We start from the raw sequence: 15,546 nt of genomic DNA, 5'->3' as shown, positions 1-15,546 counted from the left end.
CCGACTTCTGGTCTAGTCCATTTGGTCAGCTGTCCTTCATCCACAGTCCATCACGGTGGCACAGTGTGAGTGCCATCGCACTATCGGTGGGTGAAGGGGTCAGGATGAAACTCGCTTCAGTGGTCGTGACGGTCGGCGCGCTCGTCGCCGCCTCGTTGTCCGGGGCAGCCGTGGCGAACGCGGACAGCCCGAAACTCTCGCACGTGACCACGGTCGGCGTGCACAACACCTACGACCCGGCCGCGTACCCGTTCCTCGCGCAGGCGCTGGACAACGGCTCGTCGCTGATCGAGCTCGACGTGTGGCCGGACTTCATCACGCACGAGTGGAAGGTCAGCCACTCGAACCCGTTGGGCAACAGCAACAACTGCGTCGCCGCGTCGACGACCGCCGACCTGTACAAGGGCGGCACGAACAAGAACCTCGAGTACTGCCTCGACGACATCCGCATCTGGCTCGCGGCCCACCCGGACCACACGCCGCTCACACTGAAGCTCGAGATGAAGACCGGCTTCTCGGACAACACCGGCATGGGCCCGGACGAGCTCGACGGGGCCTTCCGCGCCCACCTCGGCGGCGCCGTCTTCAAGCCGGCCGACCTCCTCGGCAGCTACGCCACACTCGACGACGCGGCCAAGGCCGACAACTGGCCCACCGTGGACGCCTTGCACGGCAAGGTGATGACCGAGATCATCCCGGGCACGGTGGAGGAGCAGAACCCCACCGACACGCTGCACACCGACGTCGAGTACGCGAACTACCTGCTGGCGCAGAAGAACGCGGGCAAGCTCGGTGACGTCCAGATCTTCCCGACCGTCCACGGCGCCGTCGGCGGCGACCCGCGTGACAAGTACGCGGCCAACCTCAAGCCGTGGTTCGTGGTCTTCGACGGCGACGCCAACGCGTGGGTCACGCAGACCGGCCCGGGCTGGTACGACGACAACCACTACTACGTGGTGATGACCGACGGCCAGAACGTCGCCCCGGCCATCGACGACCACAACCCGACCGTCGACCAGGCCAACCAGCGCGTGGCCGAGCTGGCGGCGCAGCACGCGTCCGTGGTGACGTCCGACTGGACGGGCCTGACCACGGTGCTGCCGCAGGTCGACACCCGCGGCTGAGTTCCACCTGGACAGTCCACAATGGCCCCTCGCCAGGCGAGGGGCCATTGCGCGTCCACATCAGACGGTGAGCACGAGTTTCCCGGTGACCCGGCCGCCTTCGCCCACCTCGTGGGCCTTCGCCGCGTCTTCGAGCGGGAACGTCTGGTCCACGTGCACCTTCAGCTTCCCGGCCTCGACGAGCTCCACCAGCCCGAGCAGCCCGACGCGGTCCGGCTCCACGAGGATCGGCGCCGTCCGCACGCCCCGCTGGGCCGCCTTCTCCTGAGCCCTCTCGCCGACTCCGCTGGGGACGCTGATGAGCAGGCCGTTCTCCTTCAGCGCCGGCAGCCAGCGCAGATCGCTGTCCTCGCCGACGAGCCCGAGCACGACGTCGAGATCCGCCGGCGTCGCGTTCTGGTCCCGGTAGTCGATCGGCTCGTCCACGCCCAGCGACCGCAGGAAATCGTGCTTCGCCGCGCTGGCCGTCCCGAGCACGTACGCACCACGCGCCTTGGCGATCTGCACGGCGAGGTGGCCCACGCCGCCGGCCGCCGCGTCGACGAGCACCCGCTGTCCACTCCGGACTTCCGCCACGTCCACCAGCGCCTGCCACGCCGTGAGCCCCGCCAGGGGCAACCCGGCCGCCTCCGCGTGCGACAGCCCGGCCGGCTTGCGCACGAATTGGCGCGACGGCGCCGTTACGTACTCCGCGTAGGCCGCGGCCTCGCGCGGGAACCACGGCATGCCGAGGACCTCGTCGCCCTGCTTCACGCCGGTGGCCCCGAAACCCACCTCTTCGACGACGCCGGACACGTCCCAGCCCAGCGTGTACGGGGGCTCGCCCAGGAACACCGGGTGCGCCCGCGACTTCCAGTCGACGGGGTTGATGCCGGCGGCGTGCACGCGCACCAGCACCTCGGTCGGGCCCGGCGCCGGGCGGTCGGTCTCGGTCACCCGCAGCACCTCCGGGCCGCCGAACTCCCGCTGGGTCACCACGCGCATTTCGGATCTCTCCTTCCGGTTGGTTGCCCCCTATGGTGGGTGAGGTGGTCACTTTTCGCCAGAAGGCACTTTCCGGTAAAGTAGGTACCTGATGGAAACCACCTGTGACCAGCACGGACCATGGGACGTCTACCTGAAGAGCTGCCCTTGCCGCGATGTGCTCGACCTGCTAGCGAACAAGTGGACCGCGCTCGTGCTCGGCGTACTTGAGCAGGGGCCGCACCGCTTCGGCGAGCTGCGCCGCGCCGTCGGTGGCATCAGCCAGAAGATGCTCACGCAGAACCTGCGAAACCTCGAACGCGACGGTTTCGTCAGCCGCAAGGTTTTCCCGACCACGCCGCCGACGGTGGAGTACGCGCTCACGCCGATGGGCGCCGAGGTCAGCGCCCACCTGGTGGCGCTGAGCACGTGGTCGCAGTCGAACTTCGACCGGATCCGCGACGCGCGCAGCACCTACGACACGCGCTCACTCGGCCCGGTGAACTGATTCCGTGCGGTCCGGGGGTTTTCCTCCCGTACCGCACGGAACGTCCAGTTCGGACTCAGGTGAAGCGCGGCGGTGGCTTCAGCACGCTTTTCCGGTAGTCGGTCACGGCCCTGCTCTCGGCGATGCCCGGTTTGGGGTCCAGGCCCCATTTCCGGATCACCTTCAGGGCCGCGGCCGGTTTGTTGGCCGAGACCAGCTGGTCGACCTCGAACTTCAGGTCCAAAGGCATTTGGGCCCACAAAGCGCGGGCGGCGGCGTCGTCGGTCACGGGTCCAGTGTGGCCGTTCAGTCGGCCAGCCGCCAGAACGGGGACACCGGCCCCACCCCGGCGCCGAGCGGGTAGGCCTCGGCGACGCAGCGTGCGATGAACTGCTTCGCCTCGGTCACGGCCGTCGGCACGTCGGCGCCCTTGGCGAGCGACGACGTGATGGCCGAGGCCATCGTGTCGCCGCCGCCGTGGGTGTTGTCGGTGTCGATGCGCACGCCGCTGAGCTCCAGCACGTCCGTGCCGTCGGTGAGCAGGTCCACGCAGTCCTCGGCCTCGTACAGGTGCCCGCCCTTCACCAGCACCCACCGGGATCCGAACTCCAGCAACGCGTCCGCCGCCGCGCGCTGGGTTTGCGCGCCGGTGACCGTGATGCCGGTGAGCAGCCGCACCTCGTCGAGGTTCGGCGTGATCAGCGTGGCGCGCGGGAAGAGCTCCGTGCGGATGGCCTCCAGCGCCTCCTCACGCAGGAGCGCGTGACCGGTCATCGACGCGGCCACCGGGTCGACGACGAACGGGGTGTCCGTGTCGCGTCCGATGTGGACCTCGTCGAGCGTTTTCGCCACGGCCTGGATGATGTCGGCCGTGGCGAGCATGCCGGTCTTCGCCGCGTTCACGCCCATGTCGCCGGCCACGGCCTTGATCTGCGCCGTGACGACGTCGGCCGGGATCTCGGTGAAGCCCTGCACGCCGAGCGAGTTCTGCACCGTGACGGCCGTGAGCGCGACGAGCCCGTGGACGCCGTGGGCGAAGAACGTGCGCAGGTCGGCCTGCACGCCCGCACCACCGCCGGAGTCGGATCCGGCGATGGTGAGGGCGGTGCGGGGGGTTTCGGTCATGACTACTGCCTCTGATTGCTGGTGGAGCTACTGCCCGACGACCGGGAGGTAGACCTTGTTGCCCTGCTCGCCGAACTCGGCCGACTTCTCCGCCATGCCGGCCTCGATGGCCTCCACAGTGGACAGCCCGTGCTCCTCGGCGTACTTGCGCACGTCGTGGGTGATCCGCATCGAGCAAAACTTCGGGCCGCACATCGAGCAGAAGTGCGCGGTCTTCGCCGGCTCCGCGGGCAGCGTCTCGTCGTGGTACGAGCGCGCGGTGTCGGGGTCGAGTGCCAGGTTGAACTGGTCGTTCCAGCGGAACTCGAAGCGGGCCTTGGACAGCTCGTCGTCCCACTCGTGCGCGTGGGGGTGGCCCTTGGCGAGGTCGGCGGAGTGCGCGGCGATCTTGTAGGTGATCACGCCGGTCTTCACGTCGTCGCGGTTGGGCAGGCCGAGGTGCTCCTTCGGCGTGACGTAGCAGAGCATCGCGGTGCCGTACCAGCCGATCTGCGCCGCGCCGATGGCGGAGGTGATGTGGTCGTACGCCGGCGCGATGTCCGTCGCGAGTGGACCGAGGGTGTAGAACGGTGCCTCGCCGGTGAGCTGTTCCTCCAGCTCGACGTTCTCCTTGATCTTGTGCATCGGCACGTGGCCGGGGCCCTCGATCATCACCTGCACGTCGTGCTCGCGCGCGATGTGCGTGAGCTCACCGAGGGTTTCGAGCTCGGCGAACTGCGCGCGGTCGTTGGCGTCGGCGATCGAGCCGGGACGCAGGCCGTCGCCGAGGGAGAACGTGACGTCGTACTTGCGCAGGATCTCGCAGAGTTCCTCGAAGTTGGTGTAGAGGAACGATTCCTTGTGGTGCGCGAGGCACCACGCGGCCATGATCGAGCCGCCGCGGCTCACGATGCCGGTCACACGACGGGCGGTGAGCGGGATGTAGCGCAGCAGCACTCCCGCGTGGACGGTGACGTAGTCCACACCCTGTTCGCACTGCTCGATGATCGTGTCGCGGTAGACCTCCCACGACAGCTTCTCCGGCTCCCCGTTGACCTTCTCCAGTGCCTGGTAGATCGGCACGGTGCCCACGGGCACGGGGGAGTTGCGGACGATCCACTCGCGCGTCTCGTGGATGCGCTTGCCGGTGGACAGGTCCATGATCGTGTCGGCGCCCCAGCGGGTGGCCCACACCATCTTGTCGACCTCTTCCTCCACTGAGGACCAGACGGCCGAGTTGCCCATGTTGGCGTTGATCTTCACCAGGAACTTCTTGCCGATGATCATCGGCTCGCTCTCCGGGTGCTTGCGGTTGGCGGGAATCACCGCCCGCCCGCGCGCGACCTCGTCGCGCACGAACTCGGGTGAGCACCGCTCGCGCGCGGCGATGAACTCCATCTCACGCGTGATCACGCCGGCTTTGGCCCAGCCGAGCTGGGTGTTGTGCGCGCGGCCGTCGGCCCAGCCCGCGCGCAGCGGGTGAAGTCCATTGTGGACGTCGATCTTCGCGTCCGGGTTGGTGTACGGCCCGGACGTGTCGTACACGTCGAAGTGCTCACCGTTCGACAGGTCGATGCGCCGCGCCGGAACCCGCAGGCCCGACTCGGTGCGGTGGTAGACCTTGTGCGAACCGGTGATCGGCCCCGTGGTCACGGAAGGCGTGATGGCAGGCTCGTTCTCCAGCGTCGTCAACGACGTTCACTCCCTACGCCGGCATTACCCGGTCAGGTTCATGCGGTCGGCGGCACCGGGTGTCCACAGACAGACACCAGCCGCCCTCTCAGCCCGCCAAGGCGCGAGCTCCCGCGTTGGTTATGAGGTTGTCCCTCGACCATGCCACGGCGGATCACGCGAGCACAAGGCGACTTGTCGACCGGTGTGTTCTTCACCGGATCGGAGCATGCGACCGCCAGGAGTTCACGTGACGATCACCTTTGACGACTTTGGGGGTATCCCGTTGCGGAAAGGCCTGCTCACCGGGTTTGGTGGCGGTCTTGGCGATGGGCGCGGTCCCGGCCGCTTCGACGGCTCAGGGTGACGCGCCAGGTGGGCCTGGTACCCGTCCGAGCTGGCTGCCGGCGGACAAAACGGGCTTCGGCACGGCCCGCGACCGCGCCAGCGACGTGTGGTTCACGCTGCAGGGCGGGCGCATGTCGGAGGTCTGCTACCTCGATTTGTCGACTCCGAGCGTGCGGTTGCTGGACGTCGCTGACCGGGCGGCCGCTCTCGCTCTACGCCGTGGCCGACCCGGACCTGACCAACGACGGCAGTAACGATTCGGCGTCCGCTGCCGCCGCGGTGGCGTCGGCTTCCGACGGTGCCACGGCGGCCGCTCCGGCGTTTTCGCGGACGTCCTTCGGATACGCCGGCGTTTCGGATGGCTCGACGCATTTGCTGGCGTCGAAGAAACTGGTTTCGTATTCTCGTGCCGCCACCGGAAACGTCATCCTCACCGAACAGACGGCAGCCGACGGTATGCGTTCCCGGAACGTGACTTTGGCGCTGGGCATGGGTTCTTCCGCCGCTGCGGCGACGAATAATCCCCAGGATTCCGCCCGCCTCAGTTTCCGCGCGATTTCCGCCGACTACCCCCGCGGCTGGCGCGATTACCTTTCCACGGTCCGCGCCGCCCCGTCTTCATTGCCGATCACGGCGTTCCGCGATCTGTACCACTCCGGCGCGACCAACCGCGTGTGCCCCCAGTAACTCACCTCTGGAAGCCCCACCCATCCTCGGGCTCACCCGGCCACACCCCCGGCACCCCGACGGCTTCGGCCACACCACCGGCCTGGACCCACGCAGTACATCCGCCTGGCCAGGTCGGTCGCGCAGAACCACCCGGTCGAGCAGCCTGCCGCCGAAGCAGCGAGCACTTCCTGGGGCGATGAACCGCTGAAACGACGAGTCTCCCGGCCCCAACCCAGGACCGGGAGACTCATCGACAAAACGACTCAAGCCTCAGCCGGCTCGTCCTTCGGGGGCAGCCAGCTCAGGCCCGGGACGCCCCATTTGTTCTTCTTCAGCATCTTCTTCGCCGCGCGCGCGTGGCGGCCCACCAGGCGGTCGAGGTAGAGGTGCCCGTCGAGGTGGTCGGTCTCGTGCTGCAGGCAGCGGGCGAAGTAGCCGGTGCCTTCGACGGAGATGGGAGAGCCGGTCGCGTCGAAACCGGTCACGCGCGCCCACGAGGCGCGGCCGGTGGGGTAAGACTCGCCGGGGACCGAGAGGCAGCCTTCCCAGTCGTCGTCCGGGTCGGGCATGGTTTCGGGGATCTCGGAGGTCTCCAGCTGGGGGTTCACCACCAGGCCGCGGTGTTCGACGCCCTCGTCGTCGGGGCAGTCGTAGACGAACAGGCGCAGGTCGAGGCCGATCTGGTTGGCCGCGAGGCCCACGCCTTCGGCGGCGTACATCGTCTCGAACATGTCCTCGGTCAGCGTGCGCAGCTGCTCGTCGAACTCCGTGACCTCACGGGTCGGCTGGTGCAGCACGGGATCGCCGGCGATGCGGATGGGGTGGACGGTCACGAGCAGCGAGTTTAGTCGGACCCGTCTGATACACCTGGATCGGACCGTGACGCGCCGCGCCGGATGCCCATGTCGGGCGTGGGTTCCGTGGTTCAATGGCGCCCGCGGAAGGACAGCCGAAACCGATTGCGAGGACCGCATGGACGCCGCGGAGTCGATGGCTGGGGAGCAGCCGTCGCCGCCGGAGAATGTGGGCGGCCTGACCGAGCGTGAGGTGGAGATCCTCGCGTTCGAACGTCAGTGGTGGCGGCACGCCGGTGCCAAGGAGAACGCCATCCGGGAACGGTTCTCGCTGTCCTCGACCCGTTACTACCAGCTGCTGAACACACTGCTGGAAAAGCCTGAGGCCATGGCGGCCGACCCGATGCTGGTGAAGCGGCTGCGCAAGACGCGGGCCGCCCGGCAGCGCAAGCGCGGCGCCAGGCGGCTGGGGATCGAACTGTCATGAGCTTCTTCTCGGGACTGTCCCGGCCCATGCGGGCCGCGGGCGTCGCGCTCATCGGCGTCGCCGTGATCGCCGCGATCGTGGGCGGCGTGACCGCGCTGTCGGGCAACGGATCGAGCGACAACAACGCCGGGTCCACCAGCTCGAGCGGGTCGCCTTCTTCACAACAGTCGACAGCAGGCTCGTCGTCTTCGGCGACGCCGCCTTCGTCGTCGGCCCCGTCTTCGCCCGCTTCGTCGGCGCCCTCGTCGCCACCGGCCGGCCAGTCGGGACAGCCTGGGCAGCCGGGCCAGCCTGGTCAGCCCAGCGGACAGCCGGGGCAGCCCGGCCAGCCCGGTGGCCAGCCGGGACAACCGGGTCAGCCGGGCGGCGACCAGCAGGCGTCCAACAAGTGGGTGACCGTGCGGGTCTACAACAACTCCACGATCTCGCACCTCGCCGAGCAGGCCGCCCAGGACTTCCGCGCGTCGGGCTGGAACGTGCCCGAGGTCGGCAACTACCCGCAGGGCGTCATCGCGCACACCACGGCCTACTACCGCCCGGGCACCGACGAGGAGGCCGCCGCGAAGCAGCTGGCCGCCGAGTTCGGGTTCCAGGCCCAGCCGCGGTTCGACGGCATCCAGAACTCGAGCCCGGGCGTGATCGTGATCATCACCAAGGACTACCAGAGCGGCCACAAGGGCAGCTGACCAGCGAAAACGACGGGGCCCCACCGCGAAGGTGGGGCCCCGTTGTCGTCAGCGTTCCTGCTGGGCCTGCGCGTACGCCTCCAGCGTCGCCAGCTGCGCCGGGTCCAGCGACGGCCGCACGACCTCCCGCGCCTTCGCCAGGTGGGCGGCGGTCACCACGTGCGCTTCCAGTGACTCGCGCATCGCCGTGAGCGCGGCCTCGCGGATGAGCGCGGCGCAGTCGGCGGCGGAGTAACCGTCCAGGGTGGACGCGATGGCCGCCAGATCCACATCGGACGCCAGCGGCGTGTTCTTCGACGTCGCCTTGAGGATCGCGGTGCGCGACTCGGCGTCGGGCGGCGGCACGTAGATGCGCCGCTCCAGCCGGCCCGGCCGCAGCAGCGCCGGGTCCACGAGCTCGGGCCGGTTCGTGGCGCCCAGCACCACGACCTCGCGCATCGGCTCCACGCCGTCGAGCTCCGTGAGCAGCGCGGCGACCACGCGGTCGGCCACGCCGGAGTCGGAAGATTGCCCGCGCCGCGGCGCCAGTGCGTCGATCTCGTCGAGGAAGATCAGCGACGGCGCGGCGTCGGCGGCCCGCCGGAACAGGTCGCGCACGGCCCGCTCCGACTCGCCGACCCACTTGTCCAGCAGCTCGGCGCCCTTGATCGCGAACACGTTGAGCGCGCCCGTGCCCGCCAGCGCGCGCACGAGGAACGTCTTGCCGCCGCCGGGCGGGCCGTAGAGCAGCACGCCGCGTGGCGGGTCGATGCCCAGGCGGGCGAAGGAATCCGGGTAGCGCAGCGGCCACAGCACCGTCTCGGTGAGGGCCTGCTTGACGTCGACCATGTTGCCCACGTCTTCGAGCGTCAGCCCACCCGTGGCCAGGTTGTCCGAAGTGGACAGCGAGATCGGCCGGACGGTGGCGAGCGCGTCGAGCAGGTCGTGCTCCGAGATCCGCGGCTCGGCGACGTCACGCTGGCGCAGCGCGGCCCGCAGAGCCGCGTCACGGCGCAGGGCGATGAGGTCGGCGGCGACGAACCCGGGCGTCTTCTCGGCGAGCACGCCCAGGTCGGCGCCCGGTTCCACCGGCACGTCACGCAGCAGGATCCGCAGCAGCTCGATGCGCGTCTTCGCATCGGGCAGCGGCAGGCCGAGCTCGCGGTCGAGCAGGTCGGCGGTGCGCAGCCGCGGGTCCACGGACTCTGCGCGCTGCGTCGTCGCCACCACGGCCAGGCCCTCGCGGCGCATGGCCGCCCGCAGCTCCTCCAGCACGACGGTGGCCACCGGCGGCGGCTGCGTGGCCGGCAACAGCGCGTCGACGTCGTTGATCAGCAGCACCCCGGGCCCGTCGCCGTCGGCGGCGCGGGTCACGGCCTCCCGCAGGCGGGCGTGGGCCGCGTTCGGCTCCAGCACGGCGATGTTGGGCGCGACCAGCGACACCACGCGCACCTTCTCGGCCTGCGCGACCGAGCGCACCAGCGTCGCCTTGCCGACGCCCTCCGGCCCCGACAGCAGCACCCCCAGGTGCGCCGACGTGCCCAGCCGCATCAGCAGCTCCGGCCGGTGGAACGCCAGATCGAACCACTCGGCGAGCTTGCGCGCGGCCCCTTCCGCGCCCACCAGGTCGGCGACGGGTGGGATCGGTTCCGCGAGCTCCTCCGGCCTGGTCTCCTCGACGACCTCGGCCTCGAGGTAGTCCTCGGCCGCCGTCACGGCGGTGCTGCGGACGAGCGCCGTCGCGCTGCGCGTGGGCACGGTGTCGGTCGGCGTCTCGCCCGTGCGGGCGCCGTCGCGCCAGCTGACCACAGTGGACGGTCCCACCACGACCACCCCCGCGGGCTCCGTGGCGGTGACGGTGAGCAGCTCGTTGGTCCACGTCGCGCCGATCGCGCGCGAGAGCTGCCCGCGCACGGCCGCGACGTCCGAACCCGGCGCGGGCGCGAGGTCCTGGGGGAGCAGTGAAACGGCGTCGCCGCGCGTGAGCACCTTGCCGGTGAGCGCGAGCCGCAGCGTCTGCGGCGGCACGGACACGCTGGCCAGCCGCGATCCGGAGACCGTGACCGTCTTGGCCGCCGCGACGTCGGCCGGCGTCACCACGATCTCGGACCCCTCGGACACGCCGAGGTTCGACATCGTGACGTCGTCGGTCAGCACCACGCCCGGCGTGCCCTCCTCGGCCGGCGCGGCGAGCGCGGCGCTGCGGCGAGCGCCGGTGAGGTGCACGGCGTCCCAGGCTCGCAGGCCCAGCGCGTCGAGCACCTCCGGGTGCATCCGCACGACTCCGCGCCGGGAATCCAGCGCGGACGGCGTGTGCCTGACGGTCAACGTGATCTGCGGGTCGCTCACGTCGTTCACCCTAGCGACGCGGACCCCGCCCAGGCGTCGAACGACAGGATCTCGCCCACCGGTGGCCGCGCGGCGGGGGAGAACTCACGCTGGGTCGAGTGCGCCACGGCGATGAGGCCGACCTGCGTGACGTCGGCCGGGATCCCCAGCAGGCGCGCGACGTCCGGCTCGTGGCCGGCGAGGTGGTAACTGCACAGCGAGCTGGCCAGGTCGCGCGTGCGCAGCGCGAGCTGGAAGCTCCAGATCGCCGGGTAGACCGAGCCGTAGAACGACGACTGCTCAGCGGCCGACGCCGGCGGCCGGCCCGGCATGCACGGCAGCACCAGCGCCGGCACGCGGTGGAGGTGGTCCACGAGGTGGCGGGCGGAGGCGAACATGCTCGGGTCGGCCAGGTGCGCGTAGTGCTGCCACACCTCGTGCGCGGCCTTCCTGGTGATCGCCGCGATCTCGGCGCGCAGCTCGGGGTCCAGCACGGCGACCCAGCGTTGCGCCTTCAGCAGCCCACCGGCGGCGGGTGCCTGCTGGGCAATGCGCAGGCAGTCCTCGATCACCGCCGGGTCGACCGGCCGGTCGAGATCCAGCTTGCGGCGGACGGACCGGGTGGTGGTGAGCAGCGTTTCGGCGTCCATGGTGTCCCTCCAGTTCGATACTTACACCGTAAGTGTACACCGTAAGTACTTACGCCGTAAGCTAAGATTCGACGGTGGTGCGCGAAACCCTGACGCGGGAAAAAGTCCTCGACGAAGCGCTGGCCCTGGTGGACGCCGACGGCATGGGCGCGCTGTCGATGCGCAAGCTCGCGGCCCGTCTCGGCGTCGAGGCGATGTCGCTCTACAACCACGTGAAGAACAAGGGCGACCTGCTCGACGGGCTCACCGCGCGCGTCTTCGAGTCCGTGCCGCTGCCGGTGCCGTCGTGGAGCTGGGAAACCCGCGTCCGCCGGCTCGCCGAAGGCCTCTACACGGCGTTCACGCGGCACCCGGCCGTGGTGCGCGCGCTGGCGGCGGAGGAGGCGAACCCGCGCTCGCCCGGTGCGTTGCGCGTGATCGACGCCCTGCTGGGCGCGCTGCTCGACGCCGGGCTCGACGAGGCGGCCGCGGCCCGCGGCTACCGGTCGTTGATGGGACTCACGTTCGGCGCGGCGCTCGCCGACTCCGTTGCCGGGGGCGTGGCGCAGCGCGACGAGCCCGTTGGCGACTGGTTCAGCCGCATGGTCACGCCGGAGGAGCTGCCGAACCTGTACCGCGTGCTGCCGTCACTGGCCGACGTCGACTGCGTGCAGGACTTCCACGACCAGCTCGACCTGCTGCTCACGGGCCTGCGCGCGGCGGCGCGCTAGGCCGAGAACGTCAGCGGCGCCGGATCCCGATCCGCCGCCAGCTGCGGCGACGCTGGTTCGGGCCCGAAGTCGCGTTCGAGTTGCCCGTGCCCGAGTGGTCCCGGTCCCGCAACGCGCGCGTCGCCCGCACGAAGTCCGAGCCGTTGCGCGGCAGCCGCACGGCGCGCATGGCCGCGCCCGCGACCCGGCGAGACGCCGGCCGCAGCCGCAGGCGCCGCTGCGAACGCGCACGGCGGATGGCCCGGCGCTCGCGCGGCGGGACCGTCCACGCCTCGGGGTGCGCGGCGAGCCAACGGTTGCGATACACCGCGTACGGGATGTGCAGCAGGTACAGCACCAGCGCGATGGCCAGCGCCACCAGGGGGAACTGGATGATCGCGGCGGCCAGCAGGCCGACGCCCACCAGCAGTGGTGCGATGGCCCGGGCGGGCACCTTGACCGTCTTCAGCGACAGCGTCGGGATGCGGCTGATCAGCAGCGCGGCGACGGCGATCGTCCAGGCGATCACCACGTACTGCTGGGACCACCAGCCCTGGCCCCACTGCAGCGTCGCGATGAGCGGCAGCATGGCGACCAGGCCACCGGCCGGCGCGGGCACGCCGACGAAGAACTCCGCGGAGTAGGGCGGCTTGTCGGTGACGTCGAGCAGGGTGTTGAAGCGCGCGAGGCGCAGGATCATGCAGACGGCGAAGATCAGCGAAGCCACCCAGCCGATGCGGTCGCCGTGCGACTGCCACACGTACAGCACCAGCGCCGGCGCCACGCCGAACGAGATGCCGTCGGACAGCGAGTCGAGCTCGGCGCCCATCTTCGACGTCGCGTCGAGCAGGCGCGCGATGCGCCCGTCGAGGCTGTCGAGCACCGCCGCGATGCCGATGGCCGCGATGGCCATGGCGTAGTTGCCCGTGAGCGCGAACTGCACGGACGACAGCCCGGCGCACAGCGCCAGCACCGTGATGGCGTTCGGCAGCAGCCGAATGCTCGGGGTGGTCACGCGGACCATGAGATCAGCCTTCTCCCAGTGCCGGGAGTTCGGCGATCACCGTCTCGCCGCCGACCGTGCGCTGGCCCTTCGCGACGAGCACGCGGCTGCCGGGCGGCAGGTAGAGGTCGACACGGGAGCCGAACCGGATGATGCCGTAGGTGGCACCCGCGGCCACCTTGTCGCCCTCGTGGATCTCGCACAGGATGCGGCGCGCGACGAGGCCGGCGATCTGCACGACGACGAGCTCGTGGCCGTCGACGGTGCGCATGAGCACGGAGTTGCGCTCGTTGTCCTCGCTCGCCTTGTCCAGGTCCGCGGAGAGGAACTTGCCCGGCCGGTAGGCCACCTTCTCGATGACGCCGGGGGCCGGGATCCGCTGGACGTGCACGTCGAACACCGACAGGAACACGCTCACGCGCATCCGCGGCTCGGCAGGCAGCCCCAGCTCGGGCGGCGGCACGGCCTCCTCGATGAGGGACACCAGGCCGTCGGCCGAGGCCACGGCGATGTTGTCCCGCTCCGGCGCGACGCGCTTCGGCTCGCGGAAGAACGCGGCGGTGGCCGCGGTCGCGAGCGCACCGACCACACCGAGGCGCTTGGAGAACCGGCGCAGCACCAGCGTCGCCGCCAGCCCGCCGAAGACGAACGGGCGTCCGGCGGGGTGCATCGGCGGGATCGTCTCCCGCGCGAGCTGCACTGCGTGTGTGAGGGGATTGCCGGTGGGCTTGCCGCTCATGGATCGGTTCCCCGCTGTTCGTTGCGTTCGGAGGGAGAGGACGGGTTTCACGTCCGATTTGGGAATCACCACGCTACCGCCCGTCGGCGGGCGGACACGTCCAGGGCCGGTGGCGGCTCCCCCGTCAGGGTTTCCCCGGCGCGGGTGGGCGTGCCCACAAACCGGTAACGACTGATCGAATTCCTCGACAACTCTCAGTAGTACCCGCCGTTCGGGAGCCGTGTCCCGGGCCTGAGTCCGCCGAGGAAGCGATGTCCGTACCCGATCCGCTCGCCGAGCTGCTGTGTGCCTGGCGACGGGAGATCTCCGCCGCGCCCATGCCCGTGCTCGTGGACACGGCGCACGCCGTGCGCGTGGTCCGGGAGGCGATCCGGGCGGGCCGGGTGCATGCGTCCCCCGACGACGCATGCACCCGGACGCGGAACTAGCCAGTTTAGGCGGATTCCGGGGGTTACTGACGGTTCGTGTGGAAACCGTTACCGGTAGTTGTCCCGCCGGTAGTTGTCGTGCGGGTAGTCGTCACGCCGGGACCGCCTGCCGATCGAGCTGACCAGCCGCAGCACCGCCAGCAGGACGATCGCGCCCAGGATCGCGACGCCGAAGCTCGGAAAATCGAACTCGAAGCGCTGCTGCTCACCCGTCGCCAGCCGGTAGATGAAGCCGCCGAGCGCCGCCCCGAGCACCCCGACGAGCACGCTGACCAGACACCCCTGGCGGCGCCGGTCCGGCCCGCCGACGATCAGGTTCGCGAGCCAGCCGACCAGCGCGCCGAAGACGATCCAGGTGAAGAAGCCCATGGGGGCGAGGATACCTGCGCGGTGATTACACAAGAGTAGTTGTGCAATATGTGTTGTACAACTACTCTTGTCGATCGTGACCGACGACGTGCGGCAGATCCGCGACTCCCGTGTCCTGGCGGCGATGTCCCACCCGCTCCGCCTGCGCCTGCTCGACCTGCTGAAGCTCGACGGCCCCGCCACGGCTTCGGTCCTTGCCGACCGCACCGCGTCGGCCGTCGGCAACATCTCGCACCACCTGAAGGTCCTCTCGGCCGCCGGCTTGGTCGAAGAGGCCCCCGAACTCGCCCGCGACCGCCGCGAACGCTGGTGGCGCCGCCCTTCGCGCGCCCTGTCCTGGTCCACTTCGGACTTCGTCGGCGACCCGGTGGGCGACGCCGCGGAGGTCCTCTCACTCGACCGTCAGGCTTCGCTGTCCCGCTCTTGGCTCTCGGCCCTGGAGACGGAACCCGCCGAGTGGCGCGACGCCTGGTTCACGAACGAAACGTGGGCGCGGTTGTCAGCCGCTGAGGTGATGGAGCTGAGCACACGGGTCTTGGCGTTGTTCGCGGAGTACACCGACCGCCCTGCCCCTGACGACTCTGTCGAGCGGCGCCCGGTCTTTCTTTTCGCGCGGGGCTTTCCTGCGGAGCCGTGATCGGTGTTGCGCTTTTCGTTGCGGCGGCGGGCTTTCTCGTTTTGTCCACAACTCGGCTTCGCTGTGGACAACTCGGCCTTGGAGATCATTTTGTCGGTGGGGGGCGGTAGACTGGACAAGGGCCGTTCCCCCGAGGATGGGTGGGGGCTTCCTGAGGTGAGTTGCTGGGGGCAGCAGCATTTCGGCGCTGGTTTTGGGGCTGCGGGGAGTTCTTGCTCGGGCGCCTATCCCCGGCTTCCGGGGGAGCGGTGCGGGGGCCGGTTCGGTCTCGGCGGGGGTGAAATCCTTGGTTGCCAAGGGAAGTGGCGTGGGGGCCGGTTCGGTCTCGGCGGGGGTGAAATCCTTGGTTGCCAAGGGAAGTGGCGTGAGAGTGCTCCGTCATCCGCCGAGG

The 15,546-nt window shown here is 70.0% G+C and carries 19 protein-coding genes and 1 riboswitch; of the genes, 9 read left to right on the top strand and 10 right to left on the bottom strand.

What is annotated here, in order from left to right; all coding sequences use genetic code 11:
• Positions 1-104 precede the first annotated feature (104 nt).
• Complete coding sequence (locus ACQPXB_RS45660) at positions 105-1,124, top strand: phosphatidylinositol-specific phospholipase C domain-containing protein (protein ID WP_432848219.1); 1,020 nt, start codon at positions 105-107, stop codon at positions 1,122-1,124.
• A gap of 60 nt (positions 1,125-1,184) precedes the next feature.
• Here the strand turns inward: ACQPXB_RS45660 and ACQPXB_RS45655 are convergent, their stop codons facing one another.
• Positions 1,185-2,108, bottom strand: a complete 924-nt coding sequence (locus tag ACQPXB_RS45655) for an NADP-dependent oxidoreductase (protein ID WP_432848217.1) — start codon at positions 2,106-2,108, stop codon at positions 1,185-1,187.
• 91 nt (positions 2,109-2,199) lie between these two features.
• On the opposite strand from ACQPXB_RS45655, the gene ACQPXB_RS45650 reads away from it, so the two are divergent.
• Positions 2,200-2,595, top strand: coding sequence for a winged helix-turn-helix transcriptional regulator (locus ACQPXB_RS45650; RefSeq protein ID WP_432848215.1), 396 nt, complete (start codon positions 2,200-2,202; stop codon positions 2,593-2,595).
• A 55-nt stretch (positions 2,596-2,650) separates the two neighbouring features.
• Here the strand turns inward: ACQPXB_RS45650 and ACQPXB_RS45645 are convergent, their stop codons facing one another.
• The 3 genes from ACQPXB_RS45645 to thiC all read right to left on the bottom strand — a co-directional run bounded on the left by ACQPXB_RS45645 (position 2,651) and on the right by thiC (position 5,370).
• Positions 2,651-2,863, bottom strand: coding sequence for a hypothetical protein (locus ACQPXB_RS45645; protein ID WP_432848214.1), 213 nt, complete (start codon positions 2,861-2,863; stop codon positions 2,651-2,653).
• Positions 2,864-2,880: 17 nt separating this feature from the next.
• Positions 2,881-3,699, bottom strand: coding sequence for a bifunctional hydroxymethylpyrimidine kinase/phosphomethylpyrimidine kinase (gene thiD, locus ACQPXB_RS45640; protein WP_366582448.1), 819 nt, complete (start codon positions 3,697-3,699; stop codon positions 2,881-2,883).
• Between the two features lie 27 nt (positions 3,700-3,726).
• A complete protein-coding gene (gene thiC / locus ACQPXB_RS45635; protein WP_432848212.1) occupies positions 3,727-5,370 on the bottom strand; it encodes a phosphomethylpyrimidine synthase ThiC in 1,644 nt (547 codons plus the stop codon).
• A riboswitch (TPP riboswitch) is annotated at positions 5,364-5,495 on the bottom strand. Its footprint overlaps the gene before it by 7 nt.
• Before the next feature lie 183 nt (positions 5,496-5,678).
• On the opposite strand from thiC, the gene ACQPXB_RS45630 reads away from it, so the two are divergent.
• Together ACQPXB_RS45630 and ACQPXB_RS45625 are read left to right on the top strand one after the other, a co-directional pair.
• The gene (locus ACQPXB_RS45630; protein ID WP_432848210.1) at positions 5,679-5,951 is read left to right on the top strand and encodes a hypothetical protein; all 273 of its coding nucleotides are present in this window, start codon (positions 5,679-5,681) and stop codon (positions 5,949-5,951) included.
• Positions 5,917-6,384, top strand: coding sequence for a hypothetical protein (locus ACQPXB_RS45625; RefSeq protein WP_432848208.1), 468 nt, complete (start codon positions 5,917-5,919; stop codon positions 6,382-6,384). Before ACQPXB_RS45630 ends, ACQPXB_RS45625 begins: the two co-directional genes overlap by 35 nt.
• 245 nt (positions 6,385-6,629) lie before the next feature.
• On the opposite strand, the gene ACQPXB_RS45620 is transcribed toward ACQPXB_RS45625, so the two are convergent.
• Positions 6,630-7,199, bottom strand: coding sequence for a peptide deformylase (locus tag ACQPXB_RS45620; protein WP_432848206.1), 570 nt, complete (start codon positions 7,197-7,199; stop codon positions 6,630-6,632).
• A gap of 139 nt (positions 7,200-7,338) precedes the next feature.
• Between ACQPXB_RS45620 and ACQPXB_RS45615 the strand changes: the two genes are divergently transcribed.
• Both ACQPXB_RS45615 and ACQPXB_RS45610 read left to right on the top strand, forming a co-directional pair.
• Entirely contained in the window at positions 7,339-7,647 is a 309-nt protein-coding gene (locus tag ACQPXB_RS45615; RefSeq protein WP_364190498.1) for a DUF3263 domain-containing protein, read from the top strand.
• The gene (locus ACQPXB_RS45610) at positions 7,644-8,333 is read left to right on the top strand and encodes a LytR C-terminal domain-containing protein (RefSeq protein ID WP_432848204.1); all 690 of its coding nucleotides are present in this window, start codon (positions 7,644-7,646) and stop codon (positions 8,331-8,333) included. Before ACQPXB_RS45615 ends, ACQPXB_RS45610 begins: the two co-directional genes overlap by 4 nt.
• A gap of 48 nt (positions 8,334-8,381) precedes the next feature.
• Here the strand turns inward: ACQPXB_RS45610 and ACQPXB_RS45605 are convergent, their stop codons facing one another.
• Positions 8,382-10,661 carry an AAA family ATPase gene (locus ACQPXB_RS45605; protein WP_432848202.1) on the bottom strand — a complete coding sequence of 760 codons (2,280 nt, stop codon included), beginning with the start codon at positions 10,659-10,661 and terminating at the stop codon, positions 8,382-8,384.
• A 5-nt stretch (positions 10,662-10,666) separates the two neighbouring features.
• Positions 10,667-11,290 (bottom strand): nitroreductase family protein, encoded by a 624-nt coding sequence (locus tag ACQPXB_RS45600; protein WP_366582453.1) that lies wholly within the window; start codon positions 11,288-11,290, stop codon positions 10,667-10,669.
• A 74-nt stretch (positions 11,291-11,364) separates the two neighbouring features.
• On the opposite strand from ACQPXB_RS45600, the gene ACQPXB_RS45595 reads away from it, so the two are divergent.
• Positions 11,365-12,000: a TetR/AcrR family transcriptional regulator C-terminal domain-containing protein gene (locus tag ACQPXB_RS45595; protein WP_386950725.1), complete on the top strand. Its 636-nt coding sequence runs from the start codon at positions 11,365-11,367 to the stop codon at positions 11,998-12,000.
• Between the two features lie 10 nt (positions 12,001-12,010).
• Here ACQPXB_RS45595 and pssA read toward each other — a convergent pair whose 3' ends face one another.
• Entirely contained in the window at positions 12,011-13,003 is a 993-nt protein-coding gene (gene pssA / locus ACQPXB_RS45590) for a CDP-diacylglycerol--serine O-phosphatidyltransferase (RefSeq protein WP_366582455.1), read from the bottom strand.
• A gap of 4 nt (positions 13,004-13,007) precedes the next feature.
• Positions 13,008-13,721 (bottom strand): phosphatidylserine decarboxylase, encoded by a 714-nt coding sequence (locus tag ACQPXB_RS45585; RefSeq protein ID WP_366582456.1) that lies wholly within the window; start codon positions 13,719-13,721, stop codon positions 13,008-13,010.
• A 251-nt stretch (positions 13,722-13,972) separates the two neighbouring features.
• Between ACQPXB_RS45585 and ACQPXB_RS45580 the strand changes: the two genes are divergently transcribed.
• Complete coding sequence (locus ACQPXB_RS45580) at positions 13,973-14,149, top strand: hypothetical protein (RefSeq protein ID WP_366582457.1); 177 nt, start codon at positions 13,973-13,975, stop codon at positions 14,147-14,149.
• Positions 14,150-14,197: 48 nt separating this feature from the next.
• On the opposite strand, the gene ACQPXB_RS45575 is transcribed toward ACQPXB_RS45580, so the two are convergent.
• Positions 14,198-14,518, bottom strand: coding sequence for a GlsB/YeaQ/YmgE family stress response membrane protein (locus ACQPXB_RS45575; RefSeq protein WP_432848199.1), 321 nt, complete (start codon positions 14,516-14,518; stop codon positions 14,198-14,200).
• 76 nt (positions 14,519-14,594) lie between these two features.
• Between ACQPXB_RS45575 and ACQPXB_RS45570 the strand changes: the two genes are divergently transcribed.
• Entirely contained in the window at positions 14,595-15,155 is a 561-nt protein-coding gene (locus ACQPXB_RS45570; protein WP_386950731.1) for an ArsR/SmtB family transcription factor, read from the top strand.
• The last annotated feature ends 391 nt before the right edge of the window (positions 15,156-15,546 follow it).

The organism is Amycolatopsis sp. CA-161197, assembly GCF_050942255.1.
GTDB lineage: Bacteria > Actinomycetota > Actinomycetes > Mycobacteriales > Pseudonocardiaceae > Amycolatopsis.
This window is presented reverse-complemented; position numbering and strand designations above follow the sequence as displayed.

What these genes read in the sequence shown, in the direction of transcription:
- ACQPXB_RS45585 (WP_366582456.1), bottom strand. Translation starts at nt 13,721, where the DNA reads ATGAGCGGCAAGCCCACCGGCAATCCCCTCACACACGCAGTGCAGCTC.
- ACQPXB_RS45600 (WP_366582453.1), bottom strand. Translation starts at nt 11,290, where the DNA reads ATGGACGCCGAAACGCTGCTCACCACCACCCGGTCCGTCCGCCGCAAG.
- ACQPXB_RS45655 (WP_432848217.1), bottom strand. Translation starts at nt 2,108, where the DNA reads ATGCGCGTGGTGACCCAGCGGGAGTTCGGCGGCCCGGAGGTGCTGCGG.
- ACQPXB_RS45610 (WP_432848204.1), top strand. Translation starts at nt 7,644, where the DNA reads ATGAGCTTCTTCTCGGGACTGTCCCGGCCCATGCGGGCCGCGGGCGTC.
- ACQPXB_RS45615 (WP_364190498.1), top strand. Translation starts at nt 7,339, where the DNA reads ATGGACGCCGCGGAGTCGATGGCTGGGGAGCAGCCGTCGCCGCCGGAG.
- ACQPXB_RS45630 (WP_432848210.1), top strand. Translation starts at nt 5,679, where the DNA reads ATGGGCGCGGTCCCGGCCGCTTCGACGGCTCAGGGTGACGCGCCAGGT.
- ACQPXB_RS45660 (WP_432848219.1), top strand. Translation starts at nt 105, where the DNA reads ATGAAACTCGCTTCAGTGGTCGTGACGGTCGGCGCGCTCGTCGCCGCC.
- ACQPXB_RS45580 (WP_366582457.1), top strand. Translation starts at nt 13,973, where the DNA reads ATGTCCGTACCCGATCCGCTCGCCGAGCTGCTGTGTGCCTGGCGACGG.
- pssA (WP_366582455.1), bottom strand. Translation starts at nt 13,003, where the DNA reads ATGGTCCGCGTGACCACCCCGAGCATTCGGCTGCTGCCGAACGCCATC.
- ACQPXB_RS45575 (WP_432848199.1), bottom strand. Translation starts at nt 14,518, where the DNA reads ATGGGCTTCTTCACCTGGATCGTCTTCGGCGCGCTGGTCGGCTGGCTC.
- thiD (WP_366582448.1), bottom strand. Translation starts at nt 3,699, where the DNA reads ATGACCGAAACCCCCCGCACCGCCCTCACCATCGCCGGATCCGACTCC.
- ACQPXB_RS45650 (WP_432848215.1), top strand. Translation starts at nt 2,200, where the DNA reads ATGGAAACCACCTGTGACCAGCACGGACCATGGGACGTCTACCTGAAG.